Origin of the sequence: Duganella lactea, assembly GCF_009857505.1 — a bacterium.
GTDB lineage: Bacteria > Pseudomonadota > Gammaproteobacteria > Burkholderiales > Burkholderiaceae_D > Rugamonas > Rugamonas lactea.
Genome location: NZ_WWCP01000003.1, coordinates 1 through 20,039, shown reverse-complemented (window position 1 = coordinate 20,039; position 20,039 = coordinate 1). Strand labels below are relative to the sequence as shown.

The following is a 20,039-nucleotide window of genomic DNA, read 5'->3' as shown; positions in this document are numbered from 1 at the left end:
TGCTTTTCGGTGGCTTTACAACGATAGCGGCTTTAATCCGCCAGCTGTTGCAACAGGTAGAGGCGTTGATACAAACCGCCGTCGATTTGCATCAGCTGTTCGTGGGCGCCGGTTTCCACGATGCGGCCGTGGTTCAGTACCACGATGCGGTTGGCGTCGCGGATGGTCGACAGGCGGTGGGCGATAGCGATCACCGTCACCTTGCCGCGCAGTTCATCCAGCGCGGTCTGCACGATCTGCTCCGTTTGCGAATCGATGTGCGAGGTGGCTTCGTCCAGCAACAGGATGCGCGGCGTGCCGGCCAGCGCGCGGGCGATCGCGATCAGCTGCTTCTGGCCGACCGACAGGCGCGAGCCGCCTTCGCCCAGCGGCGTGTCGTAGCCTTGCTCCAGCGCGGCGATGAAGTCGTGCGCGTGGGCGGCGCGGGCGGCGGCTTCGATCTGCTGCTGCGTCAGGCCACGGCCCATGTCGATATTCTCGCGCGCGGAGGCGGCCAGCAGGAACGGGTCCTGCGGCACCAGACCGACATCGGCGCGGAAGCGTTCATTGTCGATATCGTCCAGCGGCACGCCGTGCATCAGGATGCTGCCGTGCGGCGCCGGATAGAAGCGCAGCAGCAGCGACAGCAAGGTGGATTTGCCGCTGCCGGTGTGGCCGACGATGCCGATGAAATCGCCTTGCGGGATATCCAGCGACAGGTCGTGCAGCACCGGCTGGCCGGGATTGTAGGCGAAGTGCAAAGCGCGGATGGCGACCGCCGGCGCGTTGCTGTCATGGGTAAGCGCGCGTGTGGCGCCGCCGGCCGCGTGTTCTTGCGCCGCGCCTTCCGCCAGCAGCGTCGCCACGCGCGCGGTGGCCACCACCGATTGCTGCAATTGGCTGAACTGCATGGTGATCTGGATCAGCGGCTCGATCACGCGCGCCAGGTAGCTGATGAAGGCGTACAGGATACCGACCTCGGTGGCGGTCATCTCGCGCTGGCCGAACAGGAAGATCACGGCGGCCAGCAGCACGATGTTGAACAGGTCCAGCGCGGGGCGCAGCAGCCAGGCGTTGGCGCGCAGCTCCGACAGGCGCGCGGTGTAGTGGTCCTGGTTGGTGGCGGCGAAGCGCTGGCCGAAGCGCTGCTCGGCGTTGCTGGCCTGGAGCACGCTCATGCCGCCGATGGATTCGGCCATCTGGCCATTGATCTCGCTGCGCAGCGCGCGCGCGCGCGTGACCGCTGGCGCGCTCCAGCGCTGATACAGCCAGACGATCAGCAGCACCGCCGGCAGCAGCGCCAGCACGATCAGCATCAGCCGCCAGTCGAGGAAGGCCATGGCGCAGACGGTGCCGATCAACACGATGGTCGAATCGAGCATCACGAACAGCACCTGGATGTACAGGCTCTTGACCGCCTCGGTGTCGTTGGTGACGCGCGAGACCAACTGGCCGGTGATCGCGCGGTCGAAGAACGACATCGGCAGCAGCAGCACGTGGGTGTAGACCATTTCGCGCAGACGCATTACCGAGCGCATGGCGAGGCCGGACAGGCGCACCAATTGCAGGTAGCGCAAGCCGCTGGCGATCCAGCCGGTCAGCACCAGGCCCGCCAGCAGGCCGGCCATGCGCGGCCAGTCCAGATGATGCGGCAGCAGGTGCTCATCGATCAGCGCCTTGCCCATGATGGGGCCCATCACCTCCAGCAGCGCGGCGACGATCAGCCACAGCACCGCCCACGACAGGTGGTGCTGGTCCGGCAGGGCGGCGCGGCGCAGCAGCGCGAACGCCCGCCGCATCTGGCCGGCGTTGGATTGTTCTTCAGGCTTCATCAAGACTTGCTTCCAATTGTTGATAGCGCCACTGGCTGGCATACCAGCCGTCCAGTGCCAGCAGTTGTTCGTGCGTGCCGGTTTCGGTGACGCGGCCGTCGCGCAGCACGATAATCAGATCGGCGCTGACCACGGAGCTGAGGCGGTGGCTGGCGATGACCGCGCTGCGGCCCTGGCGTTGCGCGCGCAGTTCTTCGAGATGGCGGAGGATGCGCGTTTCGGTGCCGGTATCGACGGCCGACAGCGCGTCATCGAGCAGCAGCAGATCGTTATCGGCCAGCAGCGCGCGGGCGATGGCCACGCGCTGGCGCTGGCCGCCGGACAGCGTGATGCCTTTCTCGCCGACCTGCGTCTCGTAGCCGTCGGCGAACAGCAGGATATCGTCGTGGATGGCGGCCAGGTTGGCCGCGTGTTCGATCTGCGCGCGCGTGGCGTCCGGTTTGGCGAGCGCGATGTTGTCGGCGATCGACGCCGAGAACAGAAAGGACTCCTGCGGCACCCAGCTGATGGCGGCGCGCAGCGCGTGCAGCTTGTACTGATCGAGCGGATGACCGCTCCATTGCACGCTGCCGTGTTGCGGCGTCAGTTGACGCAGTAGCACGCGCAGCAGCGTGGACTTGCCGCTGCCGGTGGGGCCGACCAGGCCGAGGGTCTGGCCGGGCTTGAGCGCCAGCGAGATATCACTGATGGCCGGCGCGCTCTGACCGGCGTAGGCGTAGGCGACATCGCGCAGCGTGATCGGGCCGGCCGGCACGGAGGTCAGCGTGCCGTGATCGTCGACCGCCAGCGGCGTCTCCAGCATCGGGTGCAGGCGCTGCCAGGCGGCGCGACCGCGCTCGATCAGCGACAGCACCCAGCCGGCGGCGAACATCGGCCAGATCAACTGGCCCAGATACATGGTGAACGCGGTCAGCGCGCCGACGGTCAGCTGACCATGCCAGATCAGATAGCCGCCCAGGCCCAGCGTCAGGCCGCTGGCGGCGGTCAGCGTCAGGCCGACCGCCGGTTCATAGGCCGCTTCCCACACCTGCGCGCGCAGGCTGGCGTCGGACGCGTTGGCGGCCAGCTCGGAAAACTGTCTGGCGCTGCGCTGCTCCAGGCCGAGCGCGCGCAGCGTGCGCACGCCGGACAGCGTCTCCTGCACATGATCGTTCAACGCGCTGAAGCGCTTGAGCGAATCGGTGGACGCGGTATGGATATGGCCCGAGATATACCAGAACGCCCACGCCATCAGCGGGAAGGGCAGCAGGGCGATGCACGCCAGGCGCCAGTCGACGCCGAGCAGCATCACGCCGAGCACCATGACCAGCGTCAGGGCGCCGTCGAAGCCGGCCAGCATCGCCTCGCCGGCGGCCATCTCGATGGCGTCGATATCGTTGGTGGCGAGCGCCATCAGATCGCCGGTGCGCTGGCGCTGATAGAAGGCCGGGCCTTGCAACGTCATGCGGGTATAGAGGCGGGTGCGCAGCGACACGCCGAGCTGATAGGCGGCGCCATACAGGATCTGGCGCCAGGCGACGCGCAGGAAATAGATACCGAGGCCGATCAACAGCAGCGCGCCGATTTCCGTCAGCAGCGCGTTGCCGGACAGCGTGTGATTGGCCAGGTCATCGATCATGGCGCCGACCTTGCGCGGCACCCAGATGCTGAGCACGGCGACGCCGGCCAGCATGACGCCGGACACAGCATAGGCGCGGCTGTGCTGGCGCACAAAGCCGCCGATCAGCAGTGAGAGTTTAGACATGCATATTGCCCCGAAAAGCGTGTAGCCCGCTAGGATACAACATGCACGAAAACCGGGTGTCAGGTCTGACATTCGCACACGGGCTCAACGGCGTAGCCGTTGAGCCCGTGTGCGAATGTCAGACCTGACACCGTTTTACTTCTTGAGCCTGGGGGCGGCTTTGGCGGGGGCTTTCACTTCGATGAATTCGGCCTGCTCGGGAATCGGCGCGGCGGCCGGCTTGGCTTTCACGACTTTGGGCACCACCGCGACTTCGGTCGCCACCGGCGGCGTGGCCGACACGGTGGCCACCGTGGCCTTGGTCGCGGCCAGCTCGGTCACTTGCTGGAAGGTGCTTTGGGCGCTCTTGACCAGCTCGCTCTGGGCGCTGGCGGCGATGCTGTACAGCTCGCGTCCGTAGGCCAGCAGCGCGTCGAAGCCGCCCGGCTGCGCGGTCGGCAGGCTGAAGAATTCTTTCGGGTCTTTCAGCGTCAGCCATTGCTTGGCCGCCGCCGAGGATTTTTCCATCGAGGCCTTGGTGGTGTCGATGTTCAGCGCGATGAGTTTCTCGGCGCTGTCCACCGCCGTGCTGGCCAGCGTGTTGAGGATGTGGAACTGGGCTTCCAGCTGGGATTTGGTCGCTGCGGAAAACTGCTCGGTCATCGATGACATAATTTCTCCTGAGATTATGATGCAACGCAATAAGGCCATTCTAGCCAGCATTGATCGCGATGGAAAGTTATTTTTTCCGCATGGGCGGATACCACGCCATCTCATTTAGTGCGACGCAACAATTGGTGTATTTTGATGAATTTGCCTACAATGGTTTTACTTCAAATCAACGGGAGCGCGGATGGATGTCGTGATACGCAACGCCAATCTGGCGGACGGACAGCGGGGCGTCGATGTCGCCATCGCGCAGGGCCGCATCGTCGCCGTCGGCCCGCGTTTGGCCGTGCGGGCGCCACAGGAGATCGACGCCGCTGGTGATCTGCTGAGTACGCCTTTCGTGGATGCCCACTTCCACATGGACGCGACCTTGAGCTACGGCTTGCCGCGCGTAAACGTGTCCGGCACGCTGCTGGAGGGCATCGCGCTGTGGGGCGAACTCAAGCCTCATCTGACGCAGCAGGCGCTGATCGACCGCGCCCTGCAGTACTGCGACTGGGCGGTGGCGCGCGGCCTGCTGGCGATTCGCTCCCATGTTGATATCTGCGACGACCGCCTGCTGGCGGTGGAGGCGCTGCTGGAGGTGCGGCGCCGTGTCGCGCCGTATCTGGATCTGCAACTGGTGGCCTTCCCGCAGGACGGTGTGCTGCGCGCGCCCAACGCGCTGATCAACCTGAAGCGCGCGATCGCCATGGGCGTGGACGTGGTGGGCGGCATTCCGCACTTCGAGCGCACCATGGCCGAGGGCGCCGAGTCGGTGCGCATCCTGTGCGAATACGCCGCCGACCAGGGCCTGATGGTGGACATGCATTGCGACGAGTCCGACGATCCGCAGTCGCGCCATATCGAGACGCTGGCCTATCAGAGCCACCGCCTCGGCCTGCATGGCCGCGTCACCGGTTCGCACCTGACGTCGATGCATTCGATGGACAATTATTACGTCAGCAAGCTGTTGCCGCTGATCCGCGAGGCCGGCGTCAACGCCATCGCCAATCCGCTGATCAACATCACGCTGCAGGGCCGCCACGACAGCTATCCGAAACGCCGCGGCATGACGCGCGTGCCGGAACTGCTGGCCGCCGGCGTGCCGGTCGCCTTCGGCCATGATTGCGTGATGGACCCGTGGTACAGCCTGGGCTCGGGCGATATGCTGGAGGTCGCGCAGATGGGCCTGCATGTGGCGCAGATGACCGGCCAGGACGCCATGCGCGACTGTTTCCGCGCCGTCACCAGCACGCCCGCCGCCATCCTCGGGCTGGAGGGCTACGGCATCGCCCCCGGCTGCCACGCCGACCTGGTGCTGCTGGACGCGACCGATCCGGTGGAGGCGATCCGCCTGCGCGCCGCCCGCCGCATGGTGATGCGGCGCGGAAAAATCATCGCCGAGTCGCCGCGCGCGCAGGCGCGCCTGACGTTGCCGGGCCGGCCGGAGCAGGTCAATTTCCGACTGACGCGCTAGGGCTTCGGGTTGGACAGGCTGGACTTGGCTGCTGAAATACAAGACAATGGATATTGTTAAATCCATATGGAGTTGCCTTGAAAGAAATCGCCATCCGACCCGCCACGGACGCCGACTTTGGCGCCATGTGGGAAATATTTCAGGAGTTGATCGCCAGTGGCGATACCTACTACTTCGCCGCCGATACCAGCCGTGACGATTGTCATGCGTACTGGTTCGGTCCCGGCATCCAGACCTTTGTGGCCGTGCTCAACGGCGAGCGCCTGGTCGGCATGTACCGGCTGACGCCCAATCAGCGCGACCGCGGCTCGCACGTGGCCACCGCCGCCTTCATGGTGAGCCCGGCGGCGCAGGGCGTCGGCGTTGGCAAGTTGCTCGGCAGCCATTGCCTGGCCCGCGCCCGCGCGCTGGGCTATCTGGCGATGCAGTTCAACTATGTGGTCAGTTCCAACATGCCAGCCGTGCTGCTGTGGAAGAAGCTGGGCTTCTCCATCGTCGGCACGTTGCCGCGCGCCTACCGCCATCAATATCTCGGCTACGTCGACGTCTACGTGATGTATCAGTTGCTGGAAGACCCCACCCATTGGCCCGACGCATGAAGATCCTCGAAACCGAACGCCTGACGCTGCGCACCATCGAGCCCGACGACGCGGCCTTTTACTACGAGCTGGTCAACGATCCGACCTGGCTGGAGCATATCGGCGACAAGGGCATCCGCAGCGTCGAGGGTGCACGTACCGCCATCATTGACGGACCATGCGCGATGCAGGCGCGGCACGGCCATTCGCTGTATGTGATGGAGCGCAAGAGCGACGGCAAGCCGCTGGGCCTGTGTGGCCTGATCAAGCGTGACACGCTGCCGGCGGTGGATATCGGCTACGCCATCCGTCCCGCCTATTTCGGCCAGGGTTATACCTACGAGGCGGCCGAGGCGGTGGTGGCCTATGCGCGCGACGTGCTGGGCATCCAGCGGCTGATGGGCATTACCAGTCCGGGCAACACGGTGTCGATCAAGCTGCTGGAAAAGCTGGGTCTGACGTTTGTCGAACACAAGGCGATGCCGCCGGATAACCGTCCCACCAATCTTTACAGCCTTCAGCTGATTTAACCGCCGCTGCCGGCTGAGGGCCGGCAGCGGAAGGTGTGGCTGATTACTGCTTCTCAGCCGCCGCGAAGGCGGCGTTTTGCTGATCCAGCCAGGTCTTCAGCGGCGCGAAGTATTCGAGCAGCGCGTTGCCATCGATCTTGTCTTCGCCGGAGATGGCTTTCAGCGCTTCCGGCCACGGCTTGCTGGCGCCCAGTTCCAGCAGCTGCCGCAGCTTGGCGCCGGCTTTGGCGTTGCCATACACCGAGCAGCGGTTCAGCGGACCGCTGTAGCCGGCCTCGCGGCACAGCGCGCGGTGGAACTGGAACTGCAGCATGTCGGCCAGGAAGTAGCGCGCATACGAGACGTCGGCCGCCACATGGTACTTGGCGCCGGCGTCGAAGCCCTTGGCGTCGTCGCCCGGGGCCGGGCGTTTCATGCCCATGTATTGCTCGCGCAACTGCCACCAGCTTTTGTCGTAGTCGGCCGGCTTGGTCTTGCCGGCGTAGACGTCCCAGCGCCATTTATCCATCGTGTAGGCAAACGGCAGGATCGCCACCTTGGCCAGCGCGCGCTCCAGCAACTGCGGGATGTCGGCGGTGACGTCCGGCTCCTGGTCCATCAGGCCGATCTGCTTCAGATAGGCCGGCGTGATCGACAGCGCCACGGTGTCGCCGATGGCTTCGTGGAAGCCGTCGTTGGCGCCGTTGCGGAACAGGAACGGCTGGCCGGTGTAGCCGAGGAAGTAGTAGATGTGACCCAGCTCGTGGTGGATGACGGTGAAGTCCTCGGCGGTCGGGGTGATGCACATCTTGATGCGTACATCGTCCTTCTCGTTGATCGGCCAGGCGGACGCGTGGCACACCACATCGCGGTCGCGCGGCTTGGTCAGCAGCGAGCGTTCCCAGAACGAGTCCGGCAGCTTCTGCATGCCCAGCGAGGTGTAGAAGCCCTCGGCGTACTTGGTCATCTGCCTGGCGTCGGTCTTGCGTTGCTCCAGCACCTTGGTCAGGTCATAGCTGCTGGCGCCGGTGGCCGGCTTCAGGATCGGATACAGATTGGTCCAGCTCTGGCTCCACATATTGCCGAACAGGTGGGACGGAATCGGGCCGGTCAGCGGCACCACGTCGGCGCCGTAGGTGGCGCGCAGCTTGTGGCGGGTGTAGGTGTGCAGCGCATCGTACAGCGGCTTGACCTGCTGCCACAGGCGTTCCATCTCGGCGGCGAAGGCCTCCGGCGGCATGTCGTACTGCGAGCGCCACAGCGCGCCGGTGTCGGCGAAGCCCATCTGCCGCGCGCCCTTGTTGGACAGGGCGATGTAGTCGGCGTATTTCTGCTTGTAGTCCTGCGCTTGCGCGTGCCAGCCGAGCCACATCTGTTTCAGCTTGGGCTCGTCGTGGCTGGTGGCCAGCACCTTTTCCATCTCGCCCAGGGCCATGCACTCGCCGGGCTGCGGGCAGTATTTGGCTTTGCCGTAGGCGCCGTTCAGCGCCGCCTGCAGCGCGGCGTACTGCGCGCGTTCCTTCGGGTCGGCGAAGACCACCGTCTGCTGCAGCAGCGACAGCTTGCGCGCCGAGGCCGCCGGCAGCTTCAGGCCGTTGAAGCGGCGGGCGCCGATGGCGGCCTCGCCGGAAGCGCTCAGATAGCGTTCGGCGAAGAAGGACGCGATGCCTTCGGTATCGTCGGTGATGAAGTTGGAGCCGACCCAGGCGGCGCGCGCCTGCTCATTGTTCTGCGTATTGAGTTTGGCCTCGGTATCGGCGAGGAAGCGTTCGGCCTCGGCGACGGTCGGTTTGGTGGCGGGGGCGGCCAGCGCGGTGGCGCCGGTGGCTGCGAGGGCGGTAGCCAGCAGCGTGCTGATAATTTTTGGTGTCACAGACATCTCCCTGAGTGTTGATAGCGAATAATACATGGTGTCAGGTCTGACATTCGCACACGGGCTCAACTGCGTAGCAGTTGAGCCCGTGTGCGAATGTCAGACCTGACACCGTACAATAGGCTTTTTTATGATGGCGTTGAATTTATGGCTCATCTTCACCCTACCGGCTGGCAAGAGATGTCGGCGACCGGCGCGGCGGCGCGCGAGATCGAAACGCTGGCTTATCTGAACACTACCCTGGCCGAGGCGCCGTATCATATCTATCACGGCGTGCACTGGACGAATGTGGAGAAGGGTTTTTCGGCCTTCGATCAGGTGGACTTTGTGATCGTGGCGCCGAACGGCCGCCTGCTGTTGATCGAGCAGATCGCCGGCTTCCTCAACGAGACGCCGGATGGTCTGGTGAAGCAGTACGCCGGCAAGCCGCGCAAGGTGGCGCAGCACATCATGCGCGCCATCAGCGTGCTGACCGAGCGTTTCGGCGGCGCGCTGTCGATCGATTATCTGCTCTACTGCCCCGACTACATTGTGCGCGATCCGCATTTGGCGGGCCTGGACCCGCGCCATATCGTCGATGCCAACAACAAGACGCAACTGGCCCGCATGGTGCGCGATATCCTGCCCGTCACCGACGCCAGGCCGGATGCACAGTTCGACAAGGTGACGCGCTTCCTCGGCAATATGCTCAGCCTTCGTCCCGATCCGAGCGCGATGATCGGCAACGCCGCGCGCATGGTGGCGCGGTTGTCGGGCGGCCTGGCGACCTGGGCGCATCGGTTGGAGTTCGCGCCGTTCCGTCTGCGCGTGGCCGGTACCGCCGGCAGCGGCAAGACGCAGCTGGCGCTGGCCGAGTACACCGCCGCCATCGACGCCGGCCTGTGTCCGCTGTACGTGTGCTACAACCGGCCGCTGGCCGATCATATCGAGAGCCTGGTGCCGCCGGGCGGCCGCGTGACCAGCTTCCATTCGCTGAGCGATGCCTTCGCCCGCCAGCGCGGGCAGATTCCCAATTACGCCGCGCCGGATGTGTGGAGCGATATCGAGGCGCAGATGGCGTCCTCCGAACTGCCGCCGGACTGGCGCTACGATGTGCTGATCGTCGACGAGGGCCAGGATTTTTCGGCGGCGTGGCGCGATATCGTGCTGCGCATGCTGAAGCCGGACGGCCGCGCCATCTGGCTGGAAGATCCGAACCAGAACCTGTACGGCAAGGACAGCGTGGACTTGCCTGGCTGGGTCAAGCTGCATTCGGACACCAACTACCGCAGCCCGCGCCAGATCGTCGACCTCCTGGCGTCGATCGGCGCGACGCAGACGCCGGTGGAGGCGGGCAGCCCGTTCAAGGGCGCCGATATCGAGGAACTGGTCTACCCGCACGGCGACACCGAGGCGATGCTGGTGCAAACGCGCAAAGCCATCAGCTCGTGCCTGTCGGCCGGCTTCGCGCGGCACGACATCGCCATCGCTTCGTTCCGCGGGCGGGAAAAGTCGGTGATCCTGCACCTGGATCAGTTGAGCGAGGTGCATACGCTGAAGTCCTTCACCGGTGAATACGATTTGTTCGGCAATCCGCAGTACCGCGACGGCGGCCTGCTGGCGGAATCGGTTTGCCGCTTCAAGGGCCAGTCGGCGCCGGCCATCATCTTCACCGAAATCGATTTTGAGCAGATGGACCAGCTGGTGCTGCGCAAGCTGTTCGTCGGCATGACGCGCGCGCGCCTGAAGCTGGTGCTGGTCCTCAGCGACCGCGCCGAACAACAGCTGCTCGACCGTCTGTAAGCGGTGCGCGCATAGGGGGCGACGAGGCGCAGCCTGTCTGAGGTAAGATCGTTGGCAAGACGAGGAACCGAGGTCTGTCACCCAACTATGCGGAGCGAACATGAGCATCACGACGGTCAATACCACTCCCTTCCCCGGCCAGCGGCCGGGCACTTCCGGCCTGCGCAAGAAAGTCGCGGTGTTCCAGCAAGCCGGCTATCTTGAAAATTTTGTACAGAGCGTGTTCGACACGCTGGGCGATTGCGGCGGCAAGACGCTGGTGCTGGGCGGCGATGGCCGCTTCCATAACCGCGTCGCCGTGCAGACCATACTGCGCATGGCGGCGGCGCACGGCTTTGCCAGGGTGCTGGTGGGGCAGGGCGGCATTCTGTCCACGCCCGCCGTCAGCTGCGTGATCCGCAAGCACGGCGCCCTCGGCGGCATCGTGCTGTCGGCCAGCCATAATCCGGGTGGGCCGGACGGCGATTTCGGCATCAAGTACAACATCGCCAACGGCGGCCCGGCGCCGGAAAACGTCACCGAGGCGATTTTTCAGCGTACCGAAACCATCGCCCATTACCGCATCAGTGACGCGGCCGATATCGATGTGAACCGCCTCGGCCCCACCCGCATCGAGCAGACCGAGGTGACGGTCATCGATCCGGTGGCCGACTACGCGGCGCTGATGGAGCGCCTGTTCGACTTCGACGCCATCCGCCAGCTGTTCGCCGGCGGCTTTCGCATGTGCTTCGATGGCATGCACGCGGTCTCAGGCCCGTATGCCAAGGCGATCATCGAGGGCCAGCTTGGCGCGCCCGCCGGCACGGTGATCAACGCCGTGCCGCTGGAGGATTTCGGCGGCCATCATCCTGACCCGAATCCGGTCAACGCCGCGCAACTGATCGAGATCATGGCCGCCGATAACGCGCCGGACTTTGGCGCCGCCTCCGATGGCGATGGCGACCGCAATATGATCCTCGGCCGGAAATTCGACGTCACGCCGTCCGACAGCCTGGCCGTGCTGGCCGCACACGCGACCCTGGCGCCAGGTTACCGCGCCGGTTTGAAAGGCATCGCCCGTTCGATGCCGACCTCGCGGGCGGCCGACCGCGTGGCCGAGGCGCTGGGCATTCCGTGCTTTGAAACGCCGACCGGCTGGAAGTTCTTCGGCAATCTGCTGGACGCCGGCATGGCCACGCTGTGTGGCGAGGAGAGCTACGGCACCGGCTCGGACCACATCCGCGAGAAGGATGGTTTGTGGGCGGTGCTGTTCTGGCTTAACCTGCTGGCTGTCACCGGCAAATCGGTCGAGCAGCTGGTGAGCGAACACTGGAAGCGCTTCGGCCGCAACTACTATTCGCGCCACGACTATGAAGCGGTGGAGACCGAGGCGGCCAATGAGTTGATGGCTTCCCTGCGCATCAAGCTGGCCACGTTGAAGGGGCAGGACCTGGGCCACCACGTGGTGGCGCTGGCCGATGATTTTGACTACACCGATCCGGTCGACGGCGCGGTCGCCAGCCGGCAGGGCATACGCATTGTGATGACCAACGGTTCACGCGTGGTATTCCGCTTGTCGGGAACCGGCACCGAAGGGGCGACGCTGCGCGTCTATCTGGAACGCTACGAGCCCGATCCGGCTTTCCACCAGTTGCCGACGCAGCAGGCGCTGTACCCGCTGGCACTGATCGCCGAGCAGGTCGCCGGCATCGCCGACTGGACCGGCCGCGCCCATCCCACCGTCACCACCTGAGATAGGCGGCGAAGGCCGGCGCCTCCATCGGCGCCGCGAACAGATAGCCCTGCGCCTCGTCGCAGCCGGCGTCGCGCAGGAAGGCCAGCACCGCTTCGCTTTCCACGCCCTCGGCCACCACGCGGTGGCCCAAATCCTGCGACAGCGTGATCATCGCCTTCACCAGCGCCTGCTGGCGCGCGCCGTGTTCCAGGTCGCGGATGAAGGACTGGTCGATCTTCACCACGTCGGCCGGCATCTTCTGCAGGTAGGACAGGCTGCTGTAGCCGGTGCCGAAATCGTCGATCGCCAGCCCCACGCCCAGCGCGGCGATGTCCGCCAGCGTGGCGTGCGCCTTCAGCGGCTCCTCCATGATGGCGCTTTCGGTGATCTCCAGCTCCAGGCAGTCCGGCGGCAGATGGTGGCGCGCCAGACAGGCATGGACGCTGTCGGCGAAGCCGTCTTCACTCAGGTTGGCCGCCGACACATTGACCGACACTTGCAGCGCCATGCCGGCCTGGCGCCACGTCTGCTGCTGTCGCAGCGCCGCGTCCAGCACCCAGGCGGTGGTGGCTTGCGCCAGGCCCGAACGTTCGACAATCGGAATGAATTCGCCCGGGCTCACGGCGCCCAGCGTCGGATGGTTCCAGCGCAGCAGCGCCTCGGCGCCGAGGCAGGCGCCGGTGGCGACGCAGATGCGCGGCTGGAACACCAGGCGTAGCTGGTCACGGCTGGTCAGCGCGGCGCTGAAGTCGTTGAGCAGGTTGAACCGGCGCTGATACAGCGCGTCTTCCTCGTGCGAGTACACCGCCACATGGCTCGGACGGGCCATGGCGTCGAACGCCGCGCTGCGCGCCTTGCGCAGCACCGACAGCGCGTCGTCGTGGTGGACCTCGAACGGCACCACGCCCGCCGATGGCGTGGCCACGTGGTGCGTGCGGGCGATGATCTGCGCCCGCTGCATGCGCGCCTCTACCTTCGGCAGCCACTCGGCCAGCGTCCGGCCCGGCGGCGACAGCAGCATGAACTGCGCGGTGGCGACGTGGTAGATGCGCTGGCCGCGGCCGATTTCCTCGCGCAGCCAGCGCGCGCCTTCGGTCACCAGTTCGTCCAGATAGGTCGACTTCATGGCCCGCGCGGCGTGGTTCAGCTGATCCGGCGTGGCCAGGTTGAGCAGCACCGCGAGGCGTTGTTCGTTGTCGCCGGCGTCCAGTTGCAGATCGTGGAAATCCTCGATGTACTGGTGGCGGTTGGGCAGGCCGCTGACGGCATCGACGCGGCCCAGCGCGTGCTGCAGTTCGATCTGCGCCATCACCATGCCGGCCAGGTCGCACAGCGCCGACAGTTCTTCCGGCGCCGTATCGCGCGGCTCGGTGCCGAGCACGCACATGGCGCCGAGGCAGTGGCCGTCGTTGGTGGTCAGCGGCGCACCGGCGTAATAACGGATGCCCTGGGCCGCCAGCAGGCTGTCGCGGTAGTAGTCGTCCTGCGCCAGGTCGGGAATCACCAGCACGTCGCTGCTGTCGGCGATCTGGCCGCAGGGTGCGCGCAGACGCGGAATCGAGTCGTGCTCGACGCCGACGCGCGACTTGAACCACTGGCGGTTGGCATCGCTCAGCGAGATGGCGGCGATCGGCAGCTTGAACAGGCTGGCCGCCATGCGCGTGATGCGGTCGAAGGCCTCGCTGGACGGCGTGTCCAGCAGGTTCAGTTTATGCAGCGCATCAAGGCGGCGCGCCTCGGCGTTCGGTTGGGAGTTCAGCATGTGCAAATCCGTCAAGCAGTTCAGGTGCAATGCGGGTCAGGGCACGGCGAAGATCGGGAGCGGGGATGGGGCTCGAAATAGAGGAAATGTCAATATTATTTCTACGAGTAAAGATATGGTATCACGGCGTCGCTCCCGCCGCGTAAAGTTTGCGGAATCGTGCGCGAGAAAAATTTGCAATTGATAATGCTTCTCATTTATATTGTCGGACTTTCTTCTTTCTCTACGGGTACTGTATGTTGTTTCGCATTCGAAGTTCCGCCCTCGCGGTTGGTCTGATGTCCGCCGCGCCGCTGCTGTTTGCGCAGGAGGGCGAGCAGGCGCTGCCCCAGGTCACGGTGTCCGGTGACCGCAGCACTGATCGCTATAATCCATCGCATTCCAGCGGCGCCACCCGCACCGACACGCCGCTGCGCGAGCTGCCGCAGGCGGTACGCGTGATGACGGCGCAGCAGATCGAAGACCTGGGCGCCTTGCGCCTGGCCGACACGGTTGATTATGTCAGCGGCATCTCGCGGCTGAACGACTTTGGCGGCACCTGGGACAACTTCGGCATCCGTGGCTTCAGCAGCACTGAAATGGGCTTCCTGGTCAACGGCTTCGCCGGTTCGCGCGGCTACAACCCGCCACGCGACACCGCCACCGTGGAGCGCTTCGAATTCCTCAAGGGACCGGCGTCCGCCGTGTATGGCAGCACCGAGCCGGGCGGCACCATCAACATCGTCACCAAGAAGCCGATGTTCACGGCTCACAATGTGGCCGAGGCGAGCGTCGGCAGCCGTGGCCTGCGCCGCGCGACATTGGACAGCACCGGCGCCCTGAGCAGCAACGTCGCCTACCGCCTCAACCTGATGACGGAAGAGGGCATGAGCCGCTCGTCGCTGCTGGACAACCGGCGCCATCTGGTGGCGCCGGCGCTGACCTGGGTGATCGATAACGCCACCGTGCTGAATTACGAGGGCGAGTTCATGCGCGCGAACACGCCGCTGGATCGCGGCATCATCAATGTGCGCGGCGTGCTGGGCACGCTGCCGCGCGACCGCGTGCTCAACGAGCCGTCCGACCGCAATATGCGTCTGAACAGCGATACCCATCAGCTGACGCTGGACCGCGTGCTGGCTGAGGGCTGGCGCGCCAAGGTCGGCGCCAGCTACAAGGAAAGCACCTTCGATGGCGAGTACACCGAGGCCACTTCGCTGGCCGCCGACAACCGCACGCTGAACCGTCAGGCCACCTGGCGCCAGCTGCCGTCGCGCGATGTGTCGATGCAGGCGGAGGTCGAGGGCAAGTTCGAGACCGGCGCGATCGGCCACACGGTGCTGTTCGGCGCCGAGGCGTCGAGCCTGTTCATGAATATCGAGATTCAGCGTTCGACCAATTACCCGATCGATATCTACGCGCCGGTGTACGGCAAGCCGGCGCCGCCGCTGACGCTGCTGACCAGCAGCTCGGACGAGCAGCAGCGCGTGAAGGCGCTGTTCGCGCAGGATCAGATCAGCCTGTCGTCACAGTGGAAGCTGCTGGCCGGCCTGCGCTGGGACGAGTACCAGCAGCACGCGATCAACCGCGTGGCCAAGACCGACGTCCGCCAGAAGCAGAGCGAAGTGTCGCCGCGTGCCGGCCTGACCTATCTGCCGACCGCGTGGAGTTCGCTGTATCTGTCGGCCGGCAAATCGTTCCGCGGCAACAGCGGCACCGACATCGCCGGCCGCGCCTTCGATCCGCAGCATGCGACCTCGTATGAGGCCGGCCTCAAGCTGCTGAGCGCGGACGAACGCCTCGGCGCCAACTTCGCCGTGTTCGACATCACCAAGACCAATGTGCTGACCGCCAGCGATGTGCCGGGCTACTCGGTGGCGGCGGGCGAGGTCAAGAGCAGCGGCTTTGAAGCCGACGCCTTCGGCCAGCTCGACGACCACTGGCGCGTCAGCGCCAACTTCGCGTGGATCGACGCGCGCGTGACGAAGGACAGCACGCTGCGCAGCGGCGCGCGCCTGATGAACGTGCCGAAGACCAGCGCCGGCCTGCTGCTGATCCGCGAGGCGGCGCTGGCGGGCGGTGGCCGCTGGGGCATCGGCGGCGGCGCCAACTACGTTGGCGAGCGCTCCGGCAATCCGGCCGACACGTACTCGCTGCCGTCGTATGCGACCGCCAAGCTGCTGGGCTACTGGCAGGTCGACCAGCGCACCCGCCTGTCGCTGGACGTCAACAATCTGTTCAACCGCGAGTACTACAGCAACTCGTGGAGCAACCTGTACGTGGTGCCGGGCGTGGCCCGCAATATCGTCGCCCGCGTCAAGGTTGACTTGTAGCAGAACGATAGTTGTCCACCATCTTGTAGCGCGTGGCGTACAGCGCGAAGATGGCGGTGACCACGGCGGCAAAGGCGGCGAAGAAGAACATCTGGAAGGCGATCGGACTGAGCCCGCTGTGGGCGATCCAGCCGCCGACCACATCGTTCTTCACCGCCGAGTTGACGATCAGCACCCACAGGTTGCCGACCGTGACGGCCAGATACCAGAAACTCAGAATGATGCCCTTCATCGACGCCGGCGCCTGGCTGTAAGCGAACTCCAGGCCGGTGGCCGACACCAGCACCTCGCCCAGCGTCAGCAGCGCATACGGCAGCAACTGCCACAGGATCGACACGTGGTCGCCGCCATCCATCCACAGCTGGATCATGCCGATCACCACCCACGACGAGGCCGACAGCGCGATGCCCAGGCCCATGCGGCGCAGCGGCGTTGGCGTGATGCCGATGGCGCGCATCAGCGGGAACAGCAGGATGTTGTTCAGCGGGATCAGCAACATCACCAGAATCGGATTGACCGCCTGCATCTGCGCCGGCAGCAGCGTGAACTCCCAGCCGAAGATCGACAGCAGCGGGCTGTCCATGGCGTTGGCCTGGACGATCCAGGTCGAGGCCTTCTGATCGAACAGCGACCAGAACGGCGTGATCATGGCGAACACGATCAGGATGCGCAGCACCGCGCGCACACCCTCTACCGCGGCGTCGGTGTGGACGCCGCGCGCGCGCTCCAGTTGCATCGACACGCCGACGCCGCCGAAGACCAGCACCAGCACCAGCGCCGTGCAGGCGGCGATGACGAAGCCGATCGACGGCGTCAGGCCCAGCGAGATCAGCGCCGCCACGGCGCCGGCGCCGGCCACCCACAGGCCGGGACGCGATTGCCCCGGCGTATGCGCCAGCAGCGCGGTGCGGGCGACGCTGCTGAAGGCGTCGGGATTGGGCGCGGCCGGCGGCACGTGCACATACTTGTGGCGGCCCAGCCAGAACACCACGGTGGCGATCGCCATCAGCAGGCCCGGAATGCCGAACGCCACGCTCGGGCCGTAGTCGCGCAGCAGCACCGGCATCAGCAGCGAGGCGAAGAAGGAGCCGAAGTTGATGATCCAGTAGAAGGCGTCGAACACCAGCTTGGCGCGGTTCTTGTTGGTCTGGTCGAACTGGTCGCCGACGAAGGCCACCACCAGCGGCTTGATGCCGCCCGAGCCGAACGCGATCAGCGCCAGCCCGAGGTAGAAGCCTTCCAGGTTGTGCTCGAAAATCGCCAGGCAGGCGTGGCCGGCCACGTAGATCAGGCTGAACCAGAACACCGTCTTGTACTTGCCCCAGTAGCGGTCGGCGATCCAGCCGCCCAGCAGCGGGAAGAAGTACACGCCGATGACAAAGGTGTGGAAGATATGCTTGGCCTCGGCGGTGCGGTCGCCGATCGGAATGAACAATAGCAGCGTACTGAGCAAGAAGGGCGTCAGGATGTTGCGCATGCCGTAAAAGCTGAAGCGCTCGCAGCCCTCGTTGGCGATGATGTAGGGAATTTGCCGGGGCATCGGCCCGTTGCCGTTATTGCTCACGCTGTGTACTCCTGTGGTTGCGTAGTGTGACCACTACTGTTATCGCGGGCATCCTGGTAAAAATGCCCGGTCGTTGTTGTTGGGGACGGTCATTGGTGATCATCGTCCCCCCGCAAAACGGGACTATAACGCATCACGGGGCGTGATTGCGACGTGCCGTCCCGCCCGGCGTAGTGGGAAATCAACAATTCAGGTATGCTTCCGCCAACTGTCCGGACTGAACGACGATGAAACCTGCCGAAGTGGATCAAAAACTGCACCGTAGCGCCTTCGCCGACGGCCCGCGCCTGCTGGCCGACATCGGCGCCACCCACGCCCGCTTCGCGCTGCAGACCGCCCCCGGCGAGTTCCGCGCGGTGCGCGTGCTGCAGTGCGACGACTACCCGGACATTGTCGCCCTGGTGCGCAGCTATCTGTCCGAGCATGCCGGCATGAACCTGGGCCTGAAACACGCGGCGCTGGCGGTGGCCAACCCGGTCAGCGGCGACCACATCAGCATGACCAACCGCGACTGGGAGTTCTCCACCGACGCGGTGCGCCGTGCGCTCGGCCTGCACACGCTGCTGCTGGTGAACGATTTCACGGCGCTGGCGATGTCGCTGCCGGGCCTGAAGCCGGGCGACCTGATGCAGGTAGGCGGCGGCAAGCCGGTGGCCAATTCGGTGATCGGCGTGCTGGGGCCGGGTACCGGTCTGGGCGTGTCGGGCGTGATTCCCACGGTGGACGGCTTCGTCACGCTGGGGTCGGAGGGCGGCCACACCAACTTCGCGCCGGCGGACGAGCGCGAGTATGCGATCCTGCAATACGCGTGGCAGACCTGGTCGCACGTGTCGACCGAGCGGCTGATCTCGGGCCCCGGCATCGAAATCACCTACCGCGCGCTGGCGCGGCGCAACGGCCGCCAGGTGCGCGAGCTGAGCGCCCAGGAAATCATCGCCGGCGCGCTGACCGACAAGGACCCGCTGTGCCTGGAAGTGCTGGAATGCTTCTGCGCCATGCTGGGCGGCGCCAGCGCCAACCTGGCGGTGACGCTGGGCGCGTTCGGCGGCCTTTTCATTGGCGGCGGCATCGTGCCGCGGCTGGGCGAATGGTTCGCCAGCTCGCCGTTCCGCGCGCGCTTTGAAGCCAAGGGACGCTTCACCAGCTACCTGACCGAGATTCCGACCTACGTGATCACGACGCCGAATCCGGCGTTTTACGGCGTGGCGACGATCCTGTCCGAACACCTGCGCGGGCGCAGCGGCGCCAACACGCTGATGGAGCGTGTGCAGCATCTGCAGCACGAACTGACGCCGGCCGAGCAGCGCGTCGCCCAACTGGTGCTGGAGCAGCCGCGGCTGGTGTTGAACGAACCGATCGCCGACATCGCGCGGCTGGCCGAGGTGAGCCAGCCGACCGTGATCCGTTTCTGCCGCTCGCTGGGTTTCCTTGGCCTGGCCGACTTCAAGCTGAAGTTCGCCAGCAGCCTGACCGGCTCGATCCCGGTGCGGCACAGCCAGGTGCGGATCAGCGACAGCACGCACGACCTGAGCGCGAAAGTGATCGACAACACGGTCTCGGCGATTTTGAAATTCCGCGATCAGCTTGATGTGCGCGCGCTGGACAAGGCGATCGCGCTGGTGGCCAAGGCGCAGCGGGTCGAGTTCTACGCGATGGGCAACTCGCGCGTGGTGGCGCTGGACGGCCAGCACAAATTCTTCCGTTTCCGCATCCCCACCGCCGCCTATGGCGACGCCCACCTGCTGACGCTGGCGGCCGAGCTGCTGAAGCCGGGCGACGTGGTGATCGCGATATCGAATTCCGGAAAATTGCCTGAATTGCTGGCGGCGGTGGACGCGGCGCGCGCGGCCGGGGCCGACGTCATCGCCATCACCGCCAGCCACTCGCCGCTGGCGAAGAAAGCCAGCGTGTGCCTGACGGTGGATCACACGGAGGACAGCACCACGTTCCTGTCGATGATCTCGCGCATCCTGCAACTGCTGCTGATCGACATCCTGTCGGTTGGCATCTCGCTGGACGCGCAGAACGCCCGCCTGGTGGTCGAGCACAAGAGCAGCCAGGGTGACGCCGACCACCGCCGCCTGCTGATCTCCCACCTCGACGGCTAATAAAAACCGGTGTCAGGTCTGACATTCGCACACGGGCTCAACTGCGTAGCAGTTGAGCCCGTGTGCGAATGTCAGACCTCGTATATTGAATCTACCGCGCCATCGCCGGATAATGTGGAGGTGGCAACGGTCAGGCAGGGTGACGCCGACCAGACTTTGGGTAGTTGAACCCGTG

General features: G+C 65.4%; 13 protein-coding genes. 7 read left to right on the top strand and 6 right to left on the bottom strand.

The window, feature by feature from the left end; genetic code table 11:
• Positions 1–32 precede the first annotated feature (32 nt).
• The 3 genes from GTP44_RS04615 to GTP44_RS04605 all read right to left on the bottom strand — a co-directional run bounded on the left by GTP44_RS04615 (position 33) and on the right by GTP44_RS04605 (position 4,206).
• Positions 33–1,811 (bottom strand): ABC transporter ATP-binding protein, encoded by a 1,779-nt coding sequence (locus tag GTP44_RS04615; protein WP_161018529.1) that lies wholly within the window; start codon positions 1,809–1,811, stop codon positions 33–35.
• Positions 1,801–3,555, bottom strand: a complete 1,755-nt coding sequence (locus tag GTP44_RS04610; RefSeq protein WP_161018528.1) for an ABC transporter transmembrane domain-containing protein — start codon at positions 3,553–3,555, stop codon at positions 1,801–1,803. Before GTP44_RS04610 ends, GTP44_RS04615 begins: the two co-directional genes overlap by 11 nt.
• Before the next feature lie 135 nt (positions 3,556–3,690).
• A complete protein-coding gene (locus GTP44_RS04605; RefSeq protein ID WP_161018527.1) occupies positions 3,691–4,206 on the bottom strand; it encodes a phasin family protein in 516 nt (171 codons plus the stop codon).
• Between the two features lie 181 nt (positions 4,207–4,387).
• On the opposite strand from GTP44_RS04605, the gene GTP44_RS04600 reads away from it, so the two are divergent.
• The 3 genes from GTP44_RS04600 (at position 4,388) to GTP44_RS04590 (ending at position 6,770) form a co-directional block, all read left to right on the top strand.
• Positions 4,388–5,662 (top strand): amidohydrolase family protein, encoded by a 1,275-nt coding sequence (locus tag GTP44_RS04600; protein WP_161018526.1) that lies wholly within the window; start codon positions 4,388–4,390, stop codon positions 5,660–5,662.
• A 77-nt stretch (positions 5,663–5,739) separates the two neighbouring features.
• Positions 5,740–6,261 carry a GNAT family N-acetyltransferase gene (locus GTP44_RS04595; protein ID WP_161018525.1) on the top strand — a complete coding sequence of 174 codons (522 nt, stop codon included), beginning with the start codon at positions 5,740–5,742 and terminating at the stop codon, positions 6,259–6,261.
• On the top strand, positions 6,258–6,770 hold the full coding sequence (locus tag GTP44_RS04590; RefSeq protein ID WP_160989389.1) for a GNAT family N-acetyltransferase: 513 nt from the start codon (positions 6,258–6,260) through the stop codon (positions 6,768–6,770). Before GTP44_RS04595 ends, GTP44_RS04590 begins: the two co-directional genes overlap by 4 nt.
• A gap of 43 nt (positions 6,771–6,813) precedes the next feature.
• Here the strand turns inward: GTP44_RS04590 and GTP44_RS04585 are convergent, their stop codons facing one another.
• Entirely contained in the window at positions 6,814–8,628 is a 1,815-nt protein-coding gene (locus GTP44_RS04585; RefSeq protein WP_161018524.1) for a M2 family metallopeptidase, read from the bottom strand.
• 141 nt (positions 8,629–8,769) lie between these two features.
• On the opposite strand from GTP44_RS04585, the gene GTP44_RS04580 reads away from it, so the two are divergent.
• Both GTP44_RS04580 and GTP44_RS04575 read left to right on the top strand, forming a co-directional pair.
• Positions 8,770–10,404: an ATP-binding domain-containing protein gene (locus tag GTP44_RS04580; protein WP_161018523.1), complete on the top strand. Its 1,635-nt coding sequence runs from the start codon at positions 8,770–8,772 to the stop codon at positions 10,402–10,404.
• Between the two features lie 100 nt (positions 10,405–10,504).
• A complete protein-coding gene (locus GTP44_RS04575) occupies positions 10,505–12,136 on the top strand; it encodes an alpha-D-glucose phosphate-specific phosphoglucomutase (RefSeq protein WP_161018522.1) in 1,632 nt (543 codons plus the stop codon).
• Here GTP44_RS04575 and GTP44_RS04570 read toward each other — a convergent pair.
• On the bottom strand, positions 12,126–13,880 hold the full coding sequence (locus tag GTP44_RS04570; RefSeq protein ID WP_161018521.1) for a sensor domain-containing phosphodiesterase: 1,755 nt from the start codon (positions 13,878–13,880) through the stop codon (positions 12,126–12,128). The two genes, GTP44_RS04575 and GTP44_RS04570, sit on opposite strands and share 11 nt — an antisense overlap.
• A gap of 236 nt (positions 13,881–14,116) precedes the next feature.
• On the opposite strand from GTP44_RS04570, the gene GTP44_RS04565 reads away from it, so the two are divergent.
• The gene (locus GTP44_RS04565) at positions 14,117–16,192 is read left to right on the top strand and encodes a TonB-dependent siderophore receptor (protein ID WP_161018520.1); all 2,076 of its coding nucleotides are present in this window, start codon (positions 14,117–14,119) and stop codon (positions 16,190–16,192) included.
• Here GTP44_RS04565 and GTP44_RS04560 read toward each other — a convergent pair.
• Positions 16,176–17,732 (bottom strand): POT-type proton-dependent oligopeptide transporter, encoded by a 1,557-nt coding sequence (locus GTP44_RS04560; RefSeq protein ID WP_161018652.1) that lies wholly within the window; start codon positions 17,730–17,732, stop codon positions 16,176–16,178. The genes GTP44_RS04565 and GTP44_RS04560 overlap by 17 nt on opposite strands.
• Before the next feature lie 251 nt (positions 17,733–17,983).
• On the opposite strand from GTP44_RS04560, the gene GTP44_RS04555 reads away from it, so the two are divergent.
• A complete protein-coding gene (locus tag GTP44_RS04555) occupies positions 17,984–19,864 on the top strand; it encodes a glucokinase (RefSeq protein ID WP_161018519.1) in 1,881 nt (626 codons plus the stop codon).
• The last annotated feature ends 175 nt before the right edge of the window (positions 19,865–20,039 follow it).

What these genes read in the sequence shown, in the direction of transcription:
- GTP44_RS04565 (WP_161018520.1), top strand. Translation starts at nt 14,117, where the DNA reads ATGTTGTTTCGCATTCGAAGTTCCGCCCTCGCGGTTGGTCTGATGTCC.
- GTP44_RS04590 (WP_160989389.1), top strand. Translation starts at nt 6,258, where the DNA reads ATGAAGATCCTCGAAACCGAACGCCTGACGCTGCGCACCATCGAGCCC.
- GTP44_RS04605 (WP_161018527.1), bottom strand. Translation starts at nt 4,206, where the DNA reads ATGTCATCGATGACCGAGCAGTTTTCCGCAGCGACCAAATCCCAGCTG.
- GTP44_RS04570 (WP_161018521.1), bottom strand. Translation starts at nt 13,880, where the DNA reads ATGCTGAACTCCCAACCGAACGCCGAGGCGCGCCGCCTTGATGCGCTG.
- GTP44_RS04575 (WP_161018522.1), top strand. Translation starts at nt 10,505, where the DNA reads ATGAGCATCACGACGGTCAATACCACTCCCTTCCCCGGCCAGCGGCCG.
- GTP44_RS04560 (WP_161018652.1), bottom strand. Translation starts at nt 17,732, where the DNA reads ATGCCCCGGCAAATTCCCTACATCATCGCCAACGAGGGCTGCGAGCGC.
- GTP44_RS04615 (WP_161018529.1), bottom strand. Translation starts at nt 1,811, where the DNA reads ATGAAGCCTGAAGAACAATCCAACGCCGGCCAGATGCGGCGGGCGTTC.
- GTP44_RS04600 (WP_161018526.1), top strand. Translation starts at nt 4,388, where the DNA reads ATGGATGTCGTGATACGCAACGCCAATCTGGCGGACGGACAGCGGGGC.
- GTP44_RS04555 (WP_161018519.1), top strand. Translation starts at nt 17,984, where the DNA reads ATGAAACCTGCCGAAGTGGATCAAAAACTGCACCGTAGCGCCTTCGCC.
- GTP44_RS04580 (WP_161018523.1), top strand. Translation starts at nt 8,770, where the DNA reads ATGGCTCATCTTCACCCTACCGGCTGGCAAGAGATGTCGGCGACCGGC.
- GTP44_RS04610 (WP_161018528.1), bottom strand. Translation starts at nt 3,555, where the DNA reads ATGTCTAAACTCTCACTGCTGATCGGCGGCTTTGTGCGCCAGCACAGC.
- GTP44_RS04585 (WP_161018524.1), bottom strand. Translation starts at nt 8,628, where the DNA reads ATGTCTGTGACACCAAAAATTATCAGCACGCTGCTGGCTACCGCCCTC.